General features: G+C 41.9%; 21 protein-coding genes and 1 riboswitch. Of the genes, 18 read left to right on the top strand and 3 right to left on the bottom strand.

All coding sequences use genetic code 11. The features are described 5' to 3' along the window. The first annotated feature begins 139 nt into the window (after window positions 1-139). The 7 genes from flaG to ACFVS1_RS19140 all read left to right on the top strand — a co-directional run bounded on the left by flaG (window position 140) and on the right by ACFVS1_RS19140 (window position 4,513). Window positions 140-502 carry a flagellar protein FlaG gene (gene flaG / locus ACFVS1_RS19170; protein ID WP_387549772.1) on the top strand — a complete coding sequence of 121 codons (363 nt, stop codon included), beginning with the start codon at window positions 140-142 and terminating at the stop codon, window positions 500-502. A 14-nt stretch (window positions 503-516) separates the two neighbouring features. Further along, complete coding sequence (locus ACFVS1_RS19165; RefSeq protein WP_387549770.1) at window positions 517-2,028, top strand: flagellar hook-associated protein 2; 1,512 nt, start codon at window positions 517-519, stop codon at window positions 2,026-2,028. Window positions 2,029-2,051: 23 nt separating this feature from the next. Beyond that, window positions 2,052-2,453: a flagellar export chaperone FliS gene (gene fliS / locus ACFVS1_RS19160; RefSeq protein ID WP_352923952.1), complete on the top strand. Its 402-nt coding sequence runs from the start codon at window positions 2,052-2,054 to the stop codon at window positions 2,451-2,453. Continuing rightward, on the top strand, window positions 2,453-2,797 hold the full coding sequence (gene fliT / locus ACFVS1_RS19155) for a flagellar protein FliT (RefSeq protein WP_387549767.1): 345 nt from the start codon (window positions 2,453-2,455) through the stop codon (window positions 2,795-2,797). Before fliS ends, fliT begins: the two co-directional genes overlap by 1 nt. 252 nt (window positions 2,798-3,049) lie before the next feature. After that, window positions 3,050-3,607, top strand: a complete 558-nt coding sequence (hpf, locus tag ACFVS1_RS19150) for a ribosome hibernation-promoting factor, HPF/YfiA family (RefSeq protein ID WP_352923949.1) — start codon at window positions 3,050-3,052, stop codon at window positions 3,605-3,607. A 296-nt stretch (window positions 3,608-3,903) separates the two neighbouring features. Beyond that, window positions 3,904-4,104 carry a hypothetical protein gene (locus ACFVS1_RS19145; RefSeq protein ID WP_241593064.1) on the top strand — a complete coding sequence of 67 codons (201 nt, stop codon included), beginning with the start codon at window positions 3,904-3,906 and terminating at the stop codon, window positions 4,102-4,104. Between the two features lie 151 nt (window positions 4,105-4,255). Next, window positions 4,256-4,341: riboswitch (cyclic di-GMP riboswitch) on the top strand. A 31-nt stretch (window positions 4,342-4,372) separates the two neighbouring features. Beyond that, entirely contained in the window at window positions 4,373-4,513 is a 141-nt protein-coding gene (locus tag ACFVS1_RS19140; protein ID WP_352923947.1) for an anti-repressor SinI family protein, read from the top strand. Window positions 4,514-4,662: 149 nt separating this feature from the next. Here ACFVS1_RS19140 and ACFVS1_RS19135 read toward each other — a convergent pair whose 3' ends face one another. Next, entirely contained in the window at window positions 4,663-4,986 is a 324-nt protein-coding gene (locus ACFVS1_RS19135) for a helix-turn-helix domain-containing protein (protein ID WP_063233922.1), read from the bottom strand. 421 nt (window positions 4,987-5,407) lie between these two features. Between ACFVS1_RS19135 and secA the strand changes: the two genes are divergently transcribed. The 9 genes from secA (at window position 5,408) to ACFVS1_RS19090 (ending at window position 16,913) form a co-directional block, all read left to right on the top strand. After that, window positions 5,408-7,921, top strand: coding sequence for a preprotein translocase subunit SecA (secA, locus tag ACFVS1_RS19130; protein WP_352923945.1), 2,514 nt, complete (start codon window positions 5,408-5,410; stop codon window positions 7,919-7,921). A gap of 152 nt (window positions 7,922-8,073) precedes the next feature. Continuing rightward, window positions 8,074-9,172 (top strand): peptide chain release factor 2 gene (gene prfB / locus ACFVS1_RS19125; protein WP_223255851.1). Its coding sequence is split into 2 segments (ribosomal slippage): window positions 8,074-8,136 and window positions 8,138-9,172, totalling 1,098 coding nucleotides; the frame shifts between segments, so codons are not numbered across the junction. Between the two features lie 158 nt (window positions 9,173-9,330). After that, the gene (locus ACFVS1_RS19120; protein ID WP_387549763.1) at window positions 9,331-10,194 is read left to right on the top strand and encodes a YitT family protein; all 864 of its coding nucleotides are present in this window, start codon (window positions 9,331-9,333) and stop codon (window positions 10,192-10,194) included. A gap of 49 nt (window positions 10,195-10,243) precedes the next feature. Next, window positions 10,244-10,585, top strand: a complete 342-nt coding sequence (cccB, locus tag ACFVS1_RS19115; RefSeq protein ID WP_387549761.1) for a cytochrome c551 — start codon at window positions 10,244-10,246, stop codon at window positions 10,583-10,585. A gap of 291 nt (window positions 10,586-10,876) precedes the next feature. Further along, window positions 10,877-11,563, top strand: a complete 687-nt coding sequence (gene ftsE / locus ACFVS1_RS19110) for a cell division ATP-binding protein FtsE (RefSeq protein WP_352923940.1) — start codon at window positions 10,877-10,879, stop codon at window positions 11,561-11,563. After that, entirely contained in the window at window positions 11,553-12,446 is an 894-nt protein-coding gene (ftsX, locus tag ACFVS1_RS19105; protein ID WP_387549758.1) for a permease-like cell division protein FtsX, read from the top strand. The genes ftsE and ftsX overlap by 11 nt, the downstream gene beginning before the upstream one ends. 94 nt (window positions 12,447-12,540) lie before the next feature. After that, the gene (locus tag ACFVS1_RS19100) at window positions 12,541-13,941 is read left to right on the top strand and encodes a murein hydrolase activator EnvC family protein (protein WP_387549756.1); all 1,401 of its coding nucleotides are present in this window, start codon (window positions 12,541-12,543) and stop codon (window positions 13,939-13,941) included. Window positions 13,942-14,082: 141 nt separating this feature from the next. Then, window positions 14,083-15,507: a S41 family peptidase gene (locus ACFVS1_RS19095; RefSeq protein ID WP_387549754.1), complete on the top strand. Its 1,425-nt coding sequence runs from the start codon at window positions 14,083-14,085 to the stop codon at window positions 15,505-15,507. 212 nt (window positions 15,508-15,719) lie between these two features. After that, window positions 15,720-16,913: a PDZ domain-containing protein gene (locus ACFVS1_RS19090; RefSeq protein ID WP_387549752.1), complete on the top strand. Its 1,194-nt coding sequence runs from the start codon at window positions 15,720-15,722 to the stop codon at window positions 16,911-16,913. A 75-nt stretch (window positions 16,914-16,988) separates the two neighbouring features. On the opposite strand, the gene ACFVS1_RS19085 is transcribed toward ACFVS1_RS19090, so the two are convergent. Then, window positions 16,989-17,978 carry an ABC transporter substrate-binding protein gene (locus ACFVS1_RS19085; RefSeq protein ID WP_387549750.1) on the bottom strand — a complete coding sequence of 330 codons (990 nt, stop codon included), beginning with the start codon at window positions 17,976-17,978 and terminating at the stop codon, window positions 16,989-16,991. Window positions 17,979-18,157: 179 nt separating this feature from the next. Here ACFVS1_RS19085 and ACFVS1_RS19080 point away from each other — a divergent pair, with 179 nt between their 5' ends. Together ACFVS1_RS19080 and ACFVS1_RS19075 are read left to right on the top strand one after the other, a co-directional pair. Next, the gene (locus tag ACFVS1_RS19080; protein WP_387549748.1) at window positions 18,158-19,162 is read left to right on the top strand and encodes a FecCD family ABC transporter permease; all 1,005 of its coding nucleotides are present in this window, start codon (window positions 18,158-18,160) and stop codon (window positions 19,160-19,162) included. Further along, the gene (locus tag ACFVS1_RS19075) at window positions 19,159-20,214 is read left to right on the top strand and encodes a FecCD family ABC transporter permease (RefSeq protein WP_387549746.1); all 1,056 of its coding nucleotides are present in this window, start codon (window positions 19,159-19,161) and stop codon (window positions 20,212-20,214) included. The genes ACFVS1_RS19080 and ACFVS1_RS19075 overlap by 4 nt, the downstream gene beginning before the upstream one ends. A gap of 55 nt (window positions 20,215-20,269) precedes the next feature. Here ACFVS1_RS19075 and ACFVS1_RS19070 read toward each other — a convergent pair whose 3' ends face one another. Beyond that, window positions 20,270-20,803, bottom strand: a complete 534-nt coding sequence (locus tag ACFVS1_RS19070) for a YceI family protein (protein WP_387549744.1) — start codon at window positions 20,801-20,803, stop codon at window positions 20,270-20,272. Window positions 20,804-20,915: the final 112 nt, after the last annotated feature.

Raw genomic sequence — 20,915 nt, 5'->3', positions numbered from 1 at the left:
GTTTTTTAGTAGGATCTCTTTTATAGCAAAGGATCTTTAATGAATGTCTGCTGGTGCAACCAAAATCCAAGAGTGACTAAATATAAAATCTTAATTACCGATATAAATAGTAAAGAGGTCATATGGGGGGGCTATTTAGATGCTGGAGAGTTTGTCCACGAATATTCTTTCCTCACAACTTAGAACAGCAATCTCGGAAGGAATCAGTACATATTATCAACGGGAAATGAATACGCTTGCCTATTCGGAGCAAAGTGTGGAATCTACTGATGTGCCTTCAAAAGAAAAGGTGCAGGAAGCGGTTGATAGTTTGAACACCTTCCTTAATCCAACTCATACGGCCGTTCGTTTTGAATATCATGAGAAGCTGGATGAGTATTATGTCAAGGTTGTGGATGACGTAACGGATGAGACGATTCGGGAGATCCCACCTAAGAAGTTATTGGATTTCTACGCGGCAATGACGGAGTTTGTCGGCATAATGGTGGATGAAAAAATATAAGCGGGTGATCAATTGTGGTACGAATCAGTGGTTTAGCAAGCGGGATGGACATTGATGAAATAGTTAAAAGCATGATGCAGGCAGAACGGGTGCCTTTGGATAAATTAACACAGAAAAAGCAGAATTCCGAGTGGCAGCGGGATGATTACCGCGCGATCAATACATCATTATCAGAATTGGATACGCTCATTCGTGATGGGATTGGGAAGAAGTCTTCCTTTATTAAAAAGAAGGTGTCGGTATCGAATCCAGATGCTGTATCCGTGAGAAATGTGAATTCGACCAGTGATTTTTCCGGGAATGTACAAGTCAATGGGCTTGCCAAAGCAGCAACGATGACAAGTACAGAAAAATCAGCTGTCACCGACCCTAAAAAGAAATTATCGGAATTGGGAATCACGACACCTCAAGATATTACGATACTGGCCATCAATAAAGATGGCAGTTTTGATACGGAAGTAAAAGATGGGGCAACAGTGGAAAAACCGTATACGCTTACCCTTAATGCGGATGATACGTTAGAGAGTGTCATCAATAAAATTAATGCTAACTCGGGAGTGACTTTGTTTTTCGATGAAACGTCCCAGCAGTTTTCCATCACTGCTAAACATACCGGTGATGTTAAGGATCGAGCTGAAATTGAATTAGGGGGCACCGGGGATTTTTTCAATATGTTAAAAATGAGCAGTAACAATGAAGGGACTGGCGGCACAAAAGGGGAAAATGCATCGATTACTTATAATGGACTGGAAATTTCCCGGCCTTCGAATACGTTTCAGATTAATGGAGCGGAAATAACGGTGAAGCAAAAAACGGCGGATACCGTCACTTTCTCTTCAACAGCTGATGTGGATTCCATCTTGGACACAGTCACTCAGTTTGTGAATAAGTACAATGAAATCATTAAAAAGATTCAGGATAAAACAGGCGAAGCGAAATATCGCTCATTCACCCCGCTTACAACCGAGCAAAAGAAGGCTATGACAGAGGATGAAGTGAAGCTGTGGGAAGAAAAGGCGAAGAGCGGAACGTTAAAAAGCGATTCGACGTTAAAAAGTCTCCTGACCACGATGAGATCTTCCCTATACACTTCGGTGGATGGGATCACAGGAAAGAACAGTCTCAGCAGTTTGGGCATTACCACAACGAAGAATTACCTCGAGGGCGGTAAATTAACGATTGATGAGGATAAGCTCCGGGCTGCCATTTCTGAAGATCCAAATGCGATTTATAATATGTTCATGGCGGATGGAACGGAAATAGGCGAAAAAGGACTGGCGCGCCGTTTGCGCGCCGATATACAATCTTCCATGAAAACGATAACGGAAAAGGCCGGGAAGGCCGGATTTGTTAATAACTCGTTTACCATCGGGAAGCTGGTGAACGGATTGGATACCCGGATCTCATCATTTGAAGCAAAGTTAACGAAATTGGAATCGCGCTACTACAGCCAATTCACGGCGATGGAAAAAGCGATTCAAAAGGCGAACAGCCAAAGTTCATCGTTAGCTTCTTATTTTAGTTAAGGAAGTCGGAAAGGAAGTTAAGTATGGCGATAAATAATCCCTATCAATCGTATCAGCAAAATTCAGTCAATACCGCCTCCCCGGGAGAGCTTACATTAATGCTTTATAATGGCTGCCTAAAGTTCATCATGCTTGGGAAGAGAGCCATCGAAGCAGGAAATATCGAAGCGAGGAATACGAACATCATCAAGGCGCAGAATATTATCCGCGAATTGATGGTGACGCTGGATATGGATGCGGATGTATCCAAAGATATGATGAGTCTGTATGATTTCATGAATCGGCGTCTGATCGAAGCGAATATGAAAAATGATGTTGCTGCCTTGGAAGAAGTGGAGGGCCTTGTTACGGAGTTCCGGAATACTTGGAAGGAAGTAATTCAAATCAATCGCAAAAAACAATTTGCCCAAAGCGGTCAAGTGTAATGGTGATTAGGACGTTTCATGAGTTGACTGCTGAATTACTTGCCGTTCTGGAAGATCACACGATCATAGAGCGTGATGATAAAATAGAAAGGATCACAAAGCTGATCGATCAGCGGGATGGACTTCTTTCTCAAATCACCCCCCCTTTTACTGCTGAAGAGCAGCAGCTGGGACGTGCAGCACTGTTGCTCAACCAAAAGGTCGATCACTTGCTGAAGCTTCAAAAGCAAGAGATTCAGCGGGATATCCAGGAAATAAATAAGAAGAAAAAATCATCCAATAAATACACGAACCCGTATGAAAGTCTATCAGTGGATGGCATGTTTTACGATAAAAGAAATTGATTACCCAACCGTTTGGATTCCAAACGGTTTTTATGTTAATTATTTTTAAATTTTCTGTAAATAAAATAGGCTTAATTTTTTCTTTCTAGCATAGCATTTGATATAATGAAGCTAGGGCAGACATCAACCCTTTCCAAACCTTCCGACAATTGTTTCAATATTTCGACATATTTCATGATGTGTTTCTAAAAGGAACCGGAGGGGTATTGTAGAATCTAACTGTATAGTCTTAATTTAAGGAGGACTCACTTTATGAATTACAACGTACGCGGTGAAAACATTGAGGTAACTCCAGCAATTCGAGAATACGTCGAAAAGAAAATTGGCAAGTTAGAACGATATTTTAACAATACACCAGATGCAAATGTGTTAGTGAATTTAAAAGTGAACAATAATACATCAAAGGTCGAAGTGACGATTCCCATGCAGAATTTGGTTCTTCGTGCTGAAGAGGAAAATGCGGATATGTATGCTGCCATTGACTTGATCAATGATAAGCTTGAACGCCAAATTCGTAAACATAAAACGAAGGTCAATCGTAAGTTCCGGAATAATCTATCGGCTGCACCAGATGCATTCGCCTTCAATACGGAAGTTGACGAAGTGGTGGATGAATTCGAAGACGATAATGATATTGAAGTGGTCCGTAATAAGCGCTTTGATTTAAAGCCGATGGACAGTGAAGAAGCGATTTTACAAATGAATATGCTTGGTCACAGTTTCTTCGTTTACACGAATGCGGATACTAATACAACGAACGTAGTGTACCGCCGAAAAGATGGACGCTATGGATTGATTGAACCTAGTTAATTATTATTTTATGATCACAAGCACAGCCCAGCCTTTGGGTTGTGCTTTTTAATGCCTGTTGATAGAATTCGTTTGAAAAGGAAAAAATGATTGCTTCTTTTGTTCTCTAAAGAATCCATATCAATGAAGAATCCTTTTTAAAGAACGGCAATTGTTCTTTATTAAGATAAATAGTCAATTTTACCTATTCAATAACCCCTTTCTTTTGCACTATACTCAAATTGTAGGTTCTTTAAAAAGAACATCTGGTTATTTATAAAAAACAATTTGATCAGGGTGCAGAGGGGTTGGATTACTTGTATCGAAAGAATTGCCATACTTGCCATAGGGCTTCTTTTAGCAGTGCGGAATATGGAAAGTGGCTTTGCCCGACTTGCGGTGAGGATTTAACTGCGCAAAAAGCCTTGGATGCACTTACAATGGAGAGAATTAATACACAGCAACGGAATATTAAGAAGAGCAATATTTACTATTATATAAAAAAGGAAAGGAACTAAAAAATTATCAACAATTAGAATTTTCTTAATATTGTAATATTTTGTCGGATAAAAGTTTTTGCATTTTGGTAGATTACCGACATAAAATAGCAATATATGGAGTGGGCATCCGTTATAATATGATTATAAGCAATGTATTTGGTAATAAATACCACGACAAAGGCAAACTTATTGAAAGATGAGGGCGCAAAGGCACAGGTCTAAGGTCCTCGAGACTATGATGGCTGGTCAGCCTGAAATACAAAGAGTATTTTAGGAGGTAGAAGAGGTGGCTAATGTGGAAATGGACCAAGAATGGGTGAAATTGATTTCAGAAGCAAGGAGCTTGGGTTTCAAAAAAGAGGAAATCAGTGCTTTTTTTAAACGGGAAGGCCTTGAGGTAACATTAGAGGAGAACAATGGAAAATAGCTTTCGATCAAGATTGAGAACATCCCTATAAACAGTAATTCGATTCATTAGCTGTTTATAGGGCTTATTCCTCCTTGAGATTCAAACAAGTCTAGCTTATTCAAACTGTATTCTTCAGGTTTATGTAGGTAAACTAGTGCACTACCACTCTACTCTTCTTTATCTTTTCTCCACTTATTAAACTCGATGAATTCCCTGAATTGTTGTTTTGAAACACCCGAATTCATGGCCTCCTCAACGATTTTCATCCAGTCGGTGTCCAAGGTTTCCTTATTTGGTGCATCATAAAGCAGGGCATCAACAGGAATGTTAAGTACGGCGGAGATTTTTTCAAGAAATTGAATAGAAGGATTCGTTTGTAAGTTCCGCTCGAGCGAACTTAAATAAGACTTTGCGACACCCGCTTTATCGGCAAGTTCAGTCATCGACATTTTCTTTTCTTCTCGCAGTTTTTTTACACGTTCACCAATCATCAATACCACCTCGAAACATGTTCTATTTATCTTCCGCTAATAAGTTTCAGTAGCCCGCCTTTCATTCAATAAACATGACGCCTAAAAGGCTGGATTACCTTGACATGCTATCGCTAAAGAGGACACACAGCATCTAGTGATGGAAGGTTATGGATAATTCTCATTTACATATGGAATAGTGGGGAGTTTGCAACATATTTTTTATACTTCCTTCTATTTTAACAGTTTTACTCCTCATTTATCCATTGTTTTTCGCAAGAAATGAATTGAGGTCTATACCAGGGAAGTGACATGAAGTTGTACCTCTATGACAGAAGTGGTAAAATTAAGCGTGCATTAGTAATAATAGAAGTGTGTTTCTTCTTACTTATATGAATTTTGTCATTGAACGATCATTACCATAATAGAGGAGCGTTATTGAATGCTTAATATATTAAATAAAGTTTTTGATCCGAATAAGCGAGAAATCAAACGTTTGGAAAAAATCGCCGATCAGGTCGAAGCGCTGGCTGATGAAACGGCGGCGTTATCGGATGAACAGTTGCGTGCCAAAACGGGTGAGTTTAAAGAGCGTTATCAAAATGGGGAAACCGTTGATGATTTGCTTGTCGAGGCTTTTGCGGTAGCGCGTGAAGGGGCAAAGCGTGCTCTGGGCTTATATCCTTACCGTGTTCAAATCATGGGTGGGGCATCCCTTCATGATGGAAATATCTCCGAGATGAAAACAGGGGAAGGTAAAACCTTAACATCCACGATGCCGGTTTATTTAAACGCGCTTACCGGTAAAGGTGTACATGTCGTTACTGTCAATGAATACTTGGCACACCGTGATGCCACCGAGATGGGTGTATTGTATGACTTCCTCGGTTTGACCGTCGGGTTGAATTTGAACAGTCATTCTAAAGAAGAAAAGCAGGCGGCGTACAATGCGGACATTACGTACAGTACGAATAATGAGTTAGGTTTTGATTATCTTCGTGACAATATGGTGTTATATAAAGAGCAAATGGTACAGCGTCCGCTCCACTTCGCTGTCATCGATGAGGTCGATTCGATTTTGATTGATGAGGCGAGAACGCCATTGATCATTTCCGGTTCGGCACAAAAATCGGCTCAGCTTTATATCCAGGCCAATGCGTTTGTTAGAACCTTAAAGAAAGATACGGACTACACATATGATGAGAAGACAAAAGGTGTTCAGCTGACGGAAGATGGGATGAATCGAGCTGAAAAAGCATTTAATATCGATAATTTATTCGATATTAGTCACGTTACTTTGAATCATCATATCAATCAGGCGTTAAAGGCTCATGTTTCCATGCATTTGGATGTGGATTATGTGGTCCAGGAAGGCGAGATAGTCATCGTTGACCAATTCACTGGCCGTTTGATGAAAGGCCGCCGATACAGCGAAGGTCTCCACCAGGCGATCGAAGCGAAAGAAGGACTTGAAATTCAAAATGAGAGCATGACTCTTGCGACGATCACATTCCAGAACTATTTCAGGATGTATGAAAAACTTTCAGGTATGACTGGTACAGCCAAAACGGAAGAAGAGGAATTCCGCAATATTTATAATATGAATGTCATTGCGATCCCGACAAATAGGAATATCATCAGGGATGACAGGGCAGATCTTATATACGCGACAACTGATGGGAAATTCAAGGCTGTTGTGGAAGACATCGCCGAACGTTATACAAAGGGTCAGCCTGTGCTTGTCGGTACGGTTGCCATCGAAACATCTGAGGTCATATCTGCCTATTTATCCAAAAAAGGAATCCCTCACGATGTTTTGAATGCCAAGAACCATGAGCGTGAAGCGGAAATCATTGCGAATGCAGGTAATCAAGGCTCAGTTACGATCGCTACGAACATGGCAGGGCGCGGTACGGACATCAAGCTTGGTGAAGGTGTCAAGGAGCTTGGGGGGCTTGCTGTAATCGGTACGGAACGTCATGAAAGCAGGCGTATAGATAACCAGCTGCGTGGCCGGTCCGGCCGTCAGGGAGATCCAGGGGTCACTCAATTCTATTTATCAATGGAAGATGAATTGATGCGCCGCTTCGGTTCGGATAACATGAAAAATATGATGGCACGCCTAGGTATGGATGATTCCCAGCCAATTCAAAGTAAAATGGTGACAAGGGCCGTTGAATCCGCACAGAAACGTGTCGAAGGCAATAACTTCGATTCACGTAAGCAATTACTGCAGTATGATGATGTTCTCCGTCAACAACGGGAAATTATCTATAAACAGCGTTTCGATGTCATGGAAAGTGAAAACTTACGTGAAATCGTCGAAACGATGATCACGGCATCCATCCAGCGAAATGTTGTCGCGTTTGCACCAATGGGCGATGAGGAAGGCTGGAATTTACAAGGCCTTGTCGATTACCTGAATGGTAACCTATTCAATGAAGGTTCAATCACTGTGGCTGATTTGGAAGGGAAAAACGAATCGGAATTGGTTGAGTTCATTTTAGCCAAAGTGAAAGAAGGCTATGACCAAAAAGAAGAAGAGCTGTCTGAAGAACAAATGCGTGAATTCGAAAAAGTAATCGTGCTTCGTGCAGTCGATAGTAAGTGGATGGACCATATTGATGCGATGGAGCAATTGCGCCAAGGGATCCACCTTCGTGCTTATGGTCAGATCGATCCGCTTCGTGAATATCAATCAGAAGGTTTCGCAATGTTTGAAGCGATGATTGCTTCAATGGAAGATGAAGTCGCGAAATACATCATGAAGGCTGAAATCCGCAACAATTTGGAACGCAAGGAAGTCATAAAAGGACAAGCGGTCAATCCGAAGGAAGAAGACGGGGGAAAAGTTAAAAAAGCCCCTGCCCGTAAAAAGGAAGACGTTGGCAGAAACGCGTTATGCCCATGCGGCAGCGGTAAAAAATATAAGAATTGCCATGGCAATTTAGGCTAAAGTTAGGTGTATAATGAAGATGAGACGGTTAAGTCCAAGGCTAGCCGCCTCTTTTCATGTTTAGTTTGCATATAGTTTGAAGAGGTTTATTTGTAATGAAGGGAATCCCTCTTCAGGGATTTTTTTTAACATACTTAATGAGGTGAAGAGAAATGGAATTAGCAGAAATTAGAAATGAACTTGAACGGACAGCGCAACGATTAACGGACTTTAGGGGGTCTCTTTGACTTAGATGAAAAAGAGGCACGAATCGCACAGCTGGAAAATGAGATGACACATCCCGATTTTTGGAATGATCAGCAAAAAGCACAAACTGTCATCAATGAAACGAATGCTTTAAAGGAACAAGTCAATCAATTGTCCGACCTGAATGAATCTTATGAAAATCTGGATTTGACATATGAATTAGTGAAAGAGGAGAATGATCAAGAACTTTTAGCGGAGCTGGAAGAAGAGATCACGGTTCTTGCACAAAAGATGAATGACTTTGAACTTCAACTTTTACTAAGTGAAGAATATGACTCGAAAAATGCCATTCTTGAACTGCATCCTGGAGCAGGCGGAACGGAGTCCCAGGATTGGGGTTCCATGCTGCTGCGCATGTATACAAGATGGGGTGAAAAAAGAGGCTTTAAAGTGGAAACCCTTGATTACCTTCCAGGTGATGAAGCTGGGATTAAGAGTGTCACTTTAATTTTCAAAGGCCATAATGCCTATGGTTATTTGAAAGCGGAAAAAGGGGTACACCGTCTTGTCCGTATTTCTCCTTTCGATTCCTCAGGAAGACGCCATACTTCATTTGTTTCATGTGAAGTCATGCCGGAATTTGATGAGACGATCAATATAGAAGTACGCACGGAAGATTTGAAAATCGATACGTACCGGGCAAGTGGTGCAGGTGGTCAGCATATCAATACAACGGACTCGGCGGTCCGGATCACCCATTTACCAACGAACACCGTGGTAACGTGCCAAAACGAGAGATCTCAAATCAAAAACAAGGCCCAGGCCATGAATATGCTGAAAGCCAAATTGTATCAACGTGAAATTGAGCAGCAACAAGCGGAATTGGATGAAATCCGTGGTGAGCAAAAGGAAATTGGTTGGGGAAGCCAAATTCGTTCTTATGTTTTCCACCCGTATTCCATGGTTAAAGATCACCGTACTAGTGCGGAGACCGGAAACTTGGGAGCTGTCATGGATGGCGATATCGATATGTTTATTGATGCGTACCTGCGTTCAAAATTATAAGATCAGCCAGTCGGACCGGTTTCTACGGTCCGGCTTTTTTTTTTATTTTTTCCTTTTTAACGAATTTTCTGGCTGACATTTACAGGAATGAAAAGGGATGCTCTACCTCGTTCGGCCAATACTAGGTAATAATGATGGTTCGAGGAGACTTATGTAAAATGAAGAAAAGATACCGGGAGCAGAAGCACCCTTTCATTCAAAAGTTAACGGAGTATGGATTGGTGATTGTCGGTTCATCCATAATTGCCATTGGTTTTAATGTATTCTTACTTCCTAACCAGGTCGCATCCGGCGGGGTCAGCGGGATTAGTACGATTCTCGATTCAACACTCGGTTGGGAGCCAGCCTACGTACTTTGGGGTTTTAATATCCCTTTGTTCATTGCGGGGCTTATTATCCTTGGAAGACATTTCGGAGCCAAAAGCCTGATTGGAACCTTGTTTCTGCCTTTTGTGGTATTCCTGACAAAGGATTGGGATGCATGGACGAATGATGCATTACTTGGTTCGATTTGCGGGGGGATGATTGTCGGACTTGGGCTGGGTATCGTCTTTCGCGGGAAGGGTTCCACAGGGGGGACCGATTTGGCGGCACAGATTTTCCATAAGTATACCCATCTGTCATTGGGGACCTGTGTGGCAGTTATTGATGGAATTATCGTTTTAAGTGCTGCCATCGTTTTTGATATTGAAAAAGGGCTTTATGCATTGATTGGATTGTATGTGACAAGCAAGACGATCGACCTCGTCCAGATTGGATTGAACCGTTCGAAGATGTCATTAATTATCACGAATAAAGAAATGGAAGTAAGGGATGCTATCATACATGAGCTGGACCGGGGTGTAACAGGCATATCCGGGTATGGCGGCTATACGGATGTTGCTCGTCCAATTTTGATGTGCGTAATAGACCAGTCGGAATTCACCAAATTGAAACAATTGGTTAAACTCGTTGACCCTAAAGCGTTTGTAATTGTAATGGATGCATCGGAGGTACTTGGGGAGGGTTTTAAACTGGATTGAAATTGGTATAATGTTCTTGTGCTGGTATAAATCAGAGGGGGTAAATTCAATGAAAATGAAGTGGTTAGCCTTAGTTTTGGGTACTTCTTTGGCTTTGGCTGCATGCGGTGGGAACGATGATGCTGCAGATAAAGAGCCTGCAAATGAAAATAATGAAACGACTACGGCAGGTGCCGGTGATGCCGCAAAAATTTATGAAAACAAATGTTCAAGTTGTCATGCAGTGAATCTTGAAGGCGGCGTGGGACCGAATTTAACGAAGGTCGGTTCTAAGCTATCAAAAGAAGACATCGAAAAAGTCATTGCGAATGGTCAAGGCGGAATGCCAAAAGGTATAATCCAGGGCAAGGAAGCGAGCATGGTCGCTGAATGGCTTGCTGAACATAAATAATGATTAATGAAACGCCCTGCTAAGCTGGGCGTTTCATTTAGCCTCCTTTAAACCACGAAACAACTCACATTTTACCCCTTTTCAAGCAATCAAATCCTGGAATTATTACATAGATGTTGATATATGTCTAACTGAAATGAAACTGTAATATTTTTTATGCTTAATTTGACAAAATATGATGTTATAATGTTTCTGTGCTCAAGTAAGAGAGAATCCTGTCAGATTTCAGTGAAAATTGTCGAATAGCTGTTGATACATAATGATAATCCAAGCAAATTAGGTGGTTTTAGAATGATAGAAATGATAGATGTGAAAAAGACATATCCTAATGGCGTAATTGCCATTAATGGAATCAATGTGAAAATAAAGCCAGGCGAGTTCGTTTATGTAGTGGGGCCGAGCGGTGCCGGAAAATCGACCTTCATCAAAATGATGTATAGGGAAGAAAAGCCTACAAGCGGTAATATCTTGGTCAATGGCCAAAGCCTGCCAAGTATCCGTAATTCGAAAGTTCCTCTATTCCGCCGAAATATCGGTATGGTATTCCAAGATTTTAAACTCCTTCAAACATTCACTGCATATGAAAATGTTGCTTTTGCCATGGAAGTTATTGAAAAGGATCCAGAAGAAATCAAAAAGAGAGTCATGGAAGTCCTTGATTTGGTTGGCATTAAACATAAAGCAAGAATGCTGCCTTCCGAGTTATCTGGTGGAGAACAGCAAAGGGTTGCAATAGCCCGTTCGATCGTCAATGACCCTAAGGTAGTCATAGCCGACGAGCCTACAGGTAATCTTGATCCCGAAACATCATGGGAAATCATGAACATATTTGAAGAAATTAATAAACGCGGAACTACACTTGTCATGGCCACTCATAATAGGGACATCGTCAACAATATTAAACGACGTGTCATTGCCATTGAAAGTGGAAAAATAGTACGCGATGAACATCGAGGTGATTACGGATATGAAATTTAGAACATTGCTCCGTCACTTCCGTGAAAGTTTTAAAAATATTGGCCGTAATGGATGGATGACATTTGCTTCAGTCAGTGCAGTAACGGTCACTTTGACATTGGTTGGCGTCTTTTTAGTGCTCATGATGAATTTAAATCATATCGCGGGAAATGTGGAGAAAGATGTCGAAGTTCGCGCACATATTGATAATGCGGCGAATGATGACGATATAAAAACTATCGGCAAGCAAATTACGGAGATGAACGGCATTGAATCAGTGATTTTCTCTCCAAAAGATGAAGAGCTTACGAATTTAATAGATGATTTAGGAGATAATGGCGAGGCTTTTAAACCATTTGAACAGGATAACCCATTAAGGGACGTTTATGTCATCAAAACGAAATCTCCGCAAGATGTCATCAAGGTGGCAAAAGAAATCGAAGGCTTGGACTACATCCAAAGTGTTAAATATGGACAAGGCTACGTCGAGAAACTATTCAGCTTTGTTGATATTGCTAGAAACATAGGGATCGTTCTTATTGTAGGATTACTATTTACTGCAATGTTCCTGATTTCGAATACGATTAAAATTACCATTGTAGCCAGAAGAAAAGAAATTGAGATCATGAGATTGGTAGGAGCAACGAATACGTTTATCCGTTGGCCATTCTTCTTGGAGGGACTGTGGTTGGGAGTCCTCGGTTCCATCATTCCGATAGGTCTGGTTGCAGTACTCTACTACAATCTTTATAAATATGCAGCACCGCAGATTACGTTCAAGTTCGTCGATTTCCTCCCTGCAAATCCGTTTATTTATCAAGTTTCGGCCATCCTCATCGTCATTGGAGCCGTTATCGGAATATGGGGCAGCTTGATGTCCGTCAGGAAGTTCTTGAAAGTATAAAAGTCTATCTTTGCTCGAAAGCCAAAAGAAAACAGATATAAATAGAGAGACGTTACAAGGCACGGATGTAACGGGTTGAAAGGGGAAATGAAACGTGAAAAAAAATATCATTGCCATGAATGCCTCCATCATGATCGGGTTGGGAAGCATTCTGGCGGCACCTTCGGTTTATGCTGCTGAGTCGCTTTCGGACTTAGAAAAACAGAAAGAATCCATCCAGGAAAAACGTTCGGGTGTTGAATCGAATATTTCCGACACGGAAAAGAAAATCGATAACTTGCAGGATAAGCAAATGACAGCAGAAGACCAAATCGTTGCGATTGAAGCTAAAATTGCAGAGTCCACAAAAAAAATCGATGCTAAAAATGCTGAAATTACACAAACGAAAAAAGAAATCGAAGCATTGAAAGAAGAGATTAAAGTATTAAAAGAGCGGATTGCCAAACGTAATGAAGTATTGAAGGAAAGGGCACTTTCTTTCCAGGAGACTGGCGGGGACGTGAACTATCTAGAAGTATTATTCGGATCATCCAGTTTTGGGGATTTAGTTGACCGTGTCGGAGCAGTAGCGACAATCGCTGAAGCTGACCGCGATATTTTAAAGGAGCATGAGCTGGATAAAAAGGATCTGGAAGAAAAGCAAAATGCCGTTGAAACGAAGCTTGCCAGTTTAGAAGTGGCAAAAGCTGAACTATTGGAAATTCAAAAGCAACAAAAACAGCAGAAGCAAGAAAAGGATGCTTTAGTTAAGAAATTAAAGCAACAAACTGAAAAGCATGAGCATGAGAAGATGGGTCTAGAGGAAGAAAAAGCGAATCTTGCTGCTCAAGAAAAAGCCATCAAATCTGCCATCAGCTTAGAGCATCAACGTCTAGCCGAGTTGGAAGCAGCTCGTAAAAAAGCGGCAGCCGAAGCGAAAAAACGTGCAGAGCAAGAAGCTGCACAAGCGGCTGCACAAGCAGCATCACAAAAAGCATCCGAATCAAAAAAACAATCCACTTCTTCAGGATATAGTGCAAAAAGCAACAGTTCATCATCATCTTCACAAGCTTCGTCTAATGTAAGTCAGGCGCCAGCACCAGCACCAGCGGTATCATCGGGTACTTTCACTAGACCAAGTGCAGGATATGTATCTTCAACAATGGGTGAACGATGGAATAAACAGCATGCCGGCATTGACATCGCTGCTAGCGGAACGGTTCCAGTTGTAGCTGCAGCGGACGGAGTCGTAAGCCGTTCTTACTTCTCGAGTACATACGGTAACGTCGTCTTCGTTACCCATTCAATCGGCGGTCAGCAATGGACTACTGTTTATGCACACTTAAGTTCTAGACAAGTAGGCGAAGGTGCTGTAGTTGCCAAAGGTCAACAGGTTGGAATCATGGGTAATACAGGACATTCCTTCGGTCAGCATTTACACTTTGAGCTACATAAAGGCGCATGGAATTATAGCAAGTCAAATGCTGTTAATCCATTAAACTATATACCTAATTAATACCCAATATATGAACGGAAAAACAGATCAGGATCAATTCCTGGTCTGTTTTTTTGTGCAGTGTCACCATATTCAATAAGCATATTTCTTCCAAGCGCCTCATATAGTGAAATACATATCAGGTCAGAAATGGGGATAAATATGGTCAAAAAATGGGTACTTCCTCTAGTAATCATCATGTCACTAGCCATTGGGGCAATGGGGGGCATATATTGGACAAGCCTTCCGGCCAAGAATGAAGCAAAAGATGAAAGCCAAGCAATACCGAAGGATAAGGAATGGGCAAAAGTGGAACAAGCTTATGGTTTGATCGTAAGTCAGTATGTAGAACAGGTGGACGGTTCCAAATTGGTGGAGGGCGCCATCCAAGGCATGCTGTCAGCGCTGAAAGATCCTTATTCCGTATATATGGACAGGGAGACCGCCAAGCAATTCAATGAAACCCTGGACTCCTCTTTTGAAGGGATCGGGACTGAAATCGGAATGGAAGATGGTAAGGTCATCATTGTTTCTCCTTACAAAGACTCGCCTGCAGAAAAAGCTGGATTAAAGCCGAAAGATCAAATCCTTAAGGTGAATGGCGAAAGTGTAGAAGGTTTGGATCTGTATGAAACGCGCCTGAAAATCCGCGGCAAAAAAGGATCTCCCGTCAAAATGGAAATAAAGCGGGCTGGGGTGGACAATCCACTTGAATTTAATATGATGCGTGCCGAAATTCCATTGGATACCGTATTTTCATCAATTAAGGAAGTTGCTGGAGAACAAATCGGTTATATCGAGTTGACCACGTTCTCGGAAAATACTGCTTCTGATTTCAAAAAGCAGATGAAGGAGCTGGAAAAGAAGGAAATCAAGGGCTTGGTCATAGATGTACGCGGCAACCCAGGTGGCCTTCTTTCTAGTGTGGAAACGATTCTTGGCGAGTTTATCACAAAAGACAAGCCCTATTTGCAAATTGCAGAAAGAACGGGTGAAAAACAATCGTTTTTTACAAGCCTTAAGAAAGCGAAAAGTTATCCTATTGCCGTCTTGACGGATAAAGGCAGCGCCTCAGCCTCGGAAATCCTGGCCGGAGCGATGCAAGAGGCGGGGGGCTATCCATTGGTTGGCGAGAAGACCTTCGGGAAAGGCACAGTACAGCAAGCTGTACCAATGGGGGATGGCAGTAAGATTAAACTTACGTTATATAAGTGGCTGACGCCTTCAGGAAACTGGATCCATAAAAAGGGGATCGAACCGACAATCAAAGTGAAACAACCGGAGTATTTTGATGCCCATCAGCTGGCCATCGAGAAGGTGTTGCAGCGGGATATGAATGATGAACAAATCCAGTATGCCCAAAGCATTCTGAAAGGACTTGGATTTGAACCGGGCCGTGAGGATGGATATTATGATTGGAATACAGAAATCGCTGTAAAAGCATTCCAAAAACAATTTGGCTTGGAAGTGACTGGTAAGCTGGACGCTAAAACAGCAGCACATATGGAATCTGCCATTCTGGAAAAGATCCAGGATGAAGATAATGATATTCAGTTACGCACCGCTTTGAATTATTTAGTGAAATAACTTGATGGCACCGTTCCCTTGGAGCGGTGCCTCTTTTGCATTTGTTCGTGTCCGCCTGCGAACATGGAGGCAGTTTAGGGGAAACTTAAGATAAAGCTACTTTTTCTGCATCTTAATAGGCATGGAGGCTACATTTTTGATAGAATAGGAGGTAACTGACCAGAACGAAATTTGACAAAATTTTGATTACTTTTGAGGATGGTGGAAAGAAATTGACAACGGATTGGCTGATAGCATGCTTAATGGGAATAGGAAAACTCTTCCTTCATCCTTTGCTTTATGTTTCGATTGCCTATTGTTTATTCATCGGCTATCTTCGCGTTAAACGGGAACGCCATGATTTTAATACGAAGATCTACAGTTTTTCCATGGAGCTGCGTTCCATGTTGCCTCAAGGAGTGATATGGGGATTGATCCTTTCTTTCCTTACGCTGGCTACTGGACTCGCCATTCCTATGGCGGCGCTGTTCATCATGGCAGCGGTAACGGTTTTGTCCATGCTATCCATGAAAAAGAGGTTTGTTTCCCCCGTTTATACAGTGGGACTCACTTTCTTTATCCTTTTCTTTTTATATGATAGAGATATCAAGCTTACGCTATTTCAGGATGCCTTTAATCAGCTGAATCAATCCGTATATCCGACACTTGTTATTTTGATAGGGTTACTACTGATTGCTGAAGGGTTTTTGATTGTTGGGAACGGAAGTGAAAAGGTCTCTCCTCAGTTGGAGGTATCCAAGAGGGGGCAACCGATAGGTGTGTATGTTTCACAGCGAATTTGGCTAATTCCCATGTTCGTTATGGTTCCTGGTGGACAACTTCCACTGCCTTTCGAATGGTATCCGGTTTTTTCAATCGGGGACATGTCCTTATCGCCGATCGTACTGCCCATTTTAATCGGCTTTAAGCAAAAAGTTCATGGTACGGTTCCGGAACTGGCCATTAGGGCGCTAGGCAAAAAGGTAGGGGCATTGGGAATGGTGATTACGGTATTGGCGGTAGCTGGTTACTGGTACCCCCCATTGGCAATCACGACGGCTGTATTAGCAATCCTCGGTCGTGAATTTCTGCATTATTCCCAAAAGGCAATGGATCAAAAGCTTCCTTTTTATTTTTCGAAAAGTAAGCTGGGTGTCCAGATTTTAGGAGTTATCCCTCAATCTCCGGCAGATAAAATGGGGTTGCAAAAAGGCGAGGTCATTTCGAAAATAAATGGTGTCGTCGTCAGGGAAGAAGAAGAGTTATACAGGGCGCTCCAAATAAACCGGGCACATTGCAAACTTGAGGTCATCGATAATAATGAACAGATTCGTTTTGTGCAAAGAGCTCTATTTGACGGGGAGCATTACGAATTGGGCCTCTTATTCGTTGACGATCAATTGAAAGAAAGCGGACAAGTGGGTTAATGACATATGAATATAAAATAAAACGGCCTTTCTCGAGTTATATCGAGAAAGGCCGTTTTCAATAGAAACGTGTTATTACTTTTCAAGCATGATCTTTTCTATATCGTCCAGCATTTTATTAGCTGCAATTACTCCGCCGGCTGTATTCCATGTTGCGTCACTAACCTCATGGGCATTTCCGTTTTTCACTGCATCTAGGTTTTTCCATAGTGGATCATTCGTCCATTCTTTTGCTGTGCTTAGGGCTTGTTTGTCCCCTTCAGGAGCGTAAGTGAAGTAGAAGAGAATATCTCCATCCATTTTAGGGATGACTTCTTTCCCAACCTCAATGGCAAGGTTACCTAATTTATTATCTGCAGTGAACAGTTCCTTCTGTTGTTCTGCACGTTTAAATCCTAATTGATCGAAAATCACTCCAGAGAATGAATCTGTGTAATAAATACGAGTAGTTCCAGCCATGAAACGAACAATGGAAACTTCTTGTTTTACTTTATCACCCAATTTAGCTTTAAGATCTGCTGTGTTTTGATCGAATTCTGCAATTACATCGTTCCCTTTTTCTTCAAGGTTCAAGGCTTTTGCATATAGTTTGAAGTTTTCTTTCCAATCTCCTCGTAGCGTTTCCGAAAAAACAGTGGGAGCGATTGCATTTAATTTATCATAAACAGCTTCTTGGCGTATCTTGCTTCCGATAATCAAGTCAGGCTTCAGTGATGCGATTTTCTCTAAATTAACCTCATGTTCAACACCAACAACTTCGACCCCATCCATATCATCTTTAATATGGTCGTACCAAGGGTCACCAAGCCATGATTGAACGGCACCAACAGGTTTAATTCCTAAAGCAAGCAATGCTTCAGTGCCTTCATTTGTTAGAACGACCACTCTTTTAGGTGTTTCTTTCAACTCGGCAGTACCCATGGCATGCTCAATTGTGTAGCTTTTTTCTTCTTTCTTGTCTTCAGCCTTATTTTCATCGGCTTTCTCATCCGAATTCCCGCAAGCTGCTAGAAGGAAGACTGCAAATATTGTAAAAATCGTTAATAATGACTTAAATCTAAACATCTATGTATCCCTCCCAATTTTCCGCAAATGATAATCATTCGCACTTAACAGCATCATCATAAAATGAATATACTTATCTGTCAATATATAATTGAAAATGATTCTCAAATTCATTGACACAATCCTGTTTAGACCAGTAAAATATTACTATACAAACGTGATTGGAAAGGTAACTGGATATGTTATTAAAAAATTCATGGCAGAAATGGATGGGGCTGTTCATTACCATTCTTTTGCTGCTATTTTTACTGTGCTCAAGCATTGTATACGGTTATACAGATACAACATGGAAATTGGCCATCGATGCTTTTACCGATTTCAATGGGACGAATGAACACATTGTCATTCAATCAGTCAGACTTCCGCGGGCCCTGATCGCTTTGGCAATCGGTGCAAGTTTGGCCATTTCGGGGGTGTTAATGCAAACGCTAACTAAAAACCCCCTAGCATCTCCAGATATATTCGGGGTCAACGCCGGGGCGGGATTGGCGGTTGTCACTGGGGTCACCGTTTTTGGGATAAGCAATCTTCAGGTATTTACATGGCTGTCATTCATAGGGGCGGCCATAGCAGCGATAAGCATATACATGATTGGAAGCATGGGACGAGGCGGCTTGACACCTATGAAGCTGACATTGGCTGGTGCAGCCATGACGGCCATGGTAGCTTCACTTACACAAGGTCTTCTTGTTTCAAATGAGGCTCTTTTAGAGCAAGTCCTATTCTGGCTTGCCGGATCCGTTTCCGGTAGAAGTCTGGACAATTTAGTTGCCGTCCTGCCTTATCTTGTCGTAGGCTGGGGCCTTGCCTTGATCATGTCCGGTAAAATGAATGTGTTGTCCATGGGTGAGGATGTTGCAAAAGGTCTTGGATTGAATATAGTTTTCCTTAAGCTGGTTCTGGGGCTGGCAATCATCCTGCTCGCTGGCGGATCAGTGGCGGTTGCGGGTCCGATTGGCTTTATAGGAATCGTCGTTCCGCATCTTACCCGTTCTATAGTGGGCATCGATCATCGCTGGCTGATTCCCTTCTCTGGACTTTTCGGGGCGGTGCTTTTGATTGCAGCCGATATCATATCGAGGTATATCCTGATGCCTCGAGAAGTTCCGGTCGGAGTCATGACAGCCATAATAGGGACCCCATTCTTTATTTATATAGCTAGAAAGGGGTTCAGCGGTAGATGAAGTCATATAAGAGCTTTCGTTTGTTTAATGAAAAAATATCATTCTTGATGGATAAAAAGGCTATGTTTGTGATTTTCATATTATTTTTAGTCACTTCACTAGTGTTTGTGATCAGTACTGGAGTGGGTGAAATGAATATAAATCCGCTAAGTGTCTCCCAGGTCCTTTTTGGAGGGGGAACGGAGAGCGATCGGCTTATCATCCAATCTTTCCGCCTGCCTAGAATCATTGTTGCCCTGTTGGTGGGGATGGGCCTTGCTGTAGCTGGCGGAATCCTTCAAGGAATGATTCGGAATCCACTTGCTTCGCCTGATATCTTGGGGATAACGGGAGGAGCGACAGTGGCGGTCGTTGGCTTCTTGGCCATTTTTAGCGATAAGAATCATTCATTAACGGTGAGCATCAATTGGCTGCCGTTAGCTGCGTTCATAGGGGCGACAGTCGTGGCATTACTTGTATATTCCTTAGCCTGGAAAAATGGAGTTCCCCCGATAAGGCTTGTGTTGATCGGGATTGGGGTCATGGCTTTAATGAAAGCACTCACTACGATGATGATGATTCTTGGCCCAGTCTATCAAGCGAGCCAGGCCAATCTTTGGATCACGGGGTCAGTGTCTAACTCCACCTGGAATAATATCGCTGTATTGGCACCATGGACCATTCTATTCCTGTTAATCGCCTTCCTGTATTCCAGAAATATTAATTTACAGGAGCTAGGCGATGACCTCGCAACGGGTCTTGGAGGACATGTCCAAAAACAACGGTTTACATTATTGATGATCAGTACGGCCTTGATTGGCGGTTCCACAGCTTTTGCTGGAGGAATAGGCTTTATTGGATTAATGGCCCCACACATGGCCAGAAGGCTTGTTGGGTCTAGTTTTGGAGTGTTACTGCCCACTTCGGCTTTGCTTGGCGGCATCTTGGTTATGGTGGCGGATTTGATTGGACGGACCCTATTCTCACCTTTGGAAATACCGGCTGGTGTCTTCACAGCGAGCATCGGGGCACCGTACTTCATTTATTTACTTTATAAAACGAGGAATTCGTAAATCGCGGAATTACAGAAAGAAGCAGCCATCCCTAGGATGGCTGCTTCTTTATTAATTAAGCTTCTTTAGCAACTTCGATTTCGATGGTAAGCGTGATTTGATCGCCGATCAGTACGCCGCCTGTTTCTAATGCCGCGTTATAGGTTAGACCATAATCACTGCGTTTGATTTTCCCTTTTCCGCTAAAGCCTGCTTTTTCATTTCCCCATGGATCTTTCCCTTGGCCTTCAAAGGTGATGCTGAAAGTTTCTTCCTGTGTGACTCCATTAAGGGTCACATTTCCAGTTACATCGTATTCATCTTCATCCATTTTCACAATTTTTGTTGATTTGAATGTTAATGTAGGGTTTTTTTCTACATCAAAGAAGTCAGCGGAACGTAAGTGATTATCCCGGTCTGCATTGCGTGTGTCAATACTGGCCACATCAACGGTAAAATCGATCTCTGCAGTTGTTAGATCCGATGGGTTTGCTAGAATGTTTGCTTCGAACTTATTAAAACTTCCTTTTACTTTGGCGATCATCATATGTTTTACGGAAAATTCAATAGCACTGTGAGTAGGGTCGACTGTCCATTTTGTATTTGTCATGTTAATTCCTCCTAATTATCATCTTGAATTTATATATCTTTAATTTGAGATATCTTAACTTAATGTAATTATAAGAGGTGAAAGCAATAGTGTCAACTGAAAGTTTTCCTTA

The organism is Peribacillus sp. NPDC058075 (genome assembly GCF_042885195.1).
Taxonomy (GTDB): domain Bacteria; phylum Bacillota; class Bacilli; order Bacillales; family DSM-1321; genus Peribacillus.
This window is presented reverse-complemented; position numbering and strand designations above follow the sequence as displayed.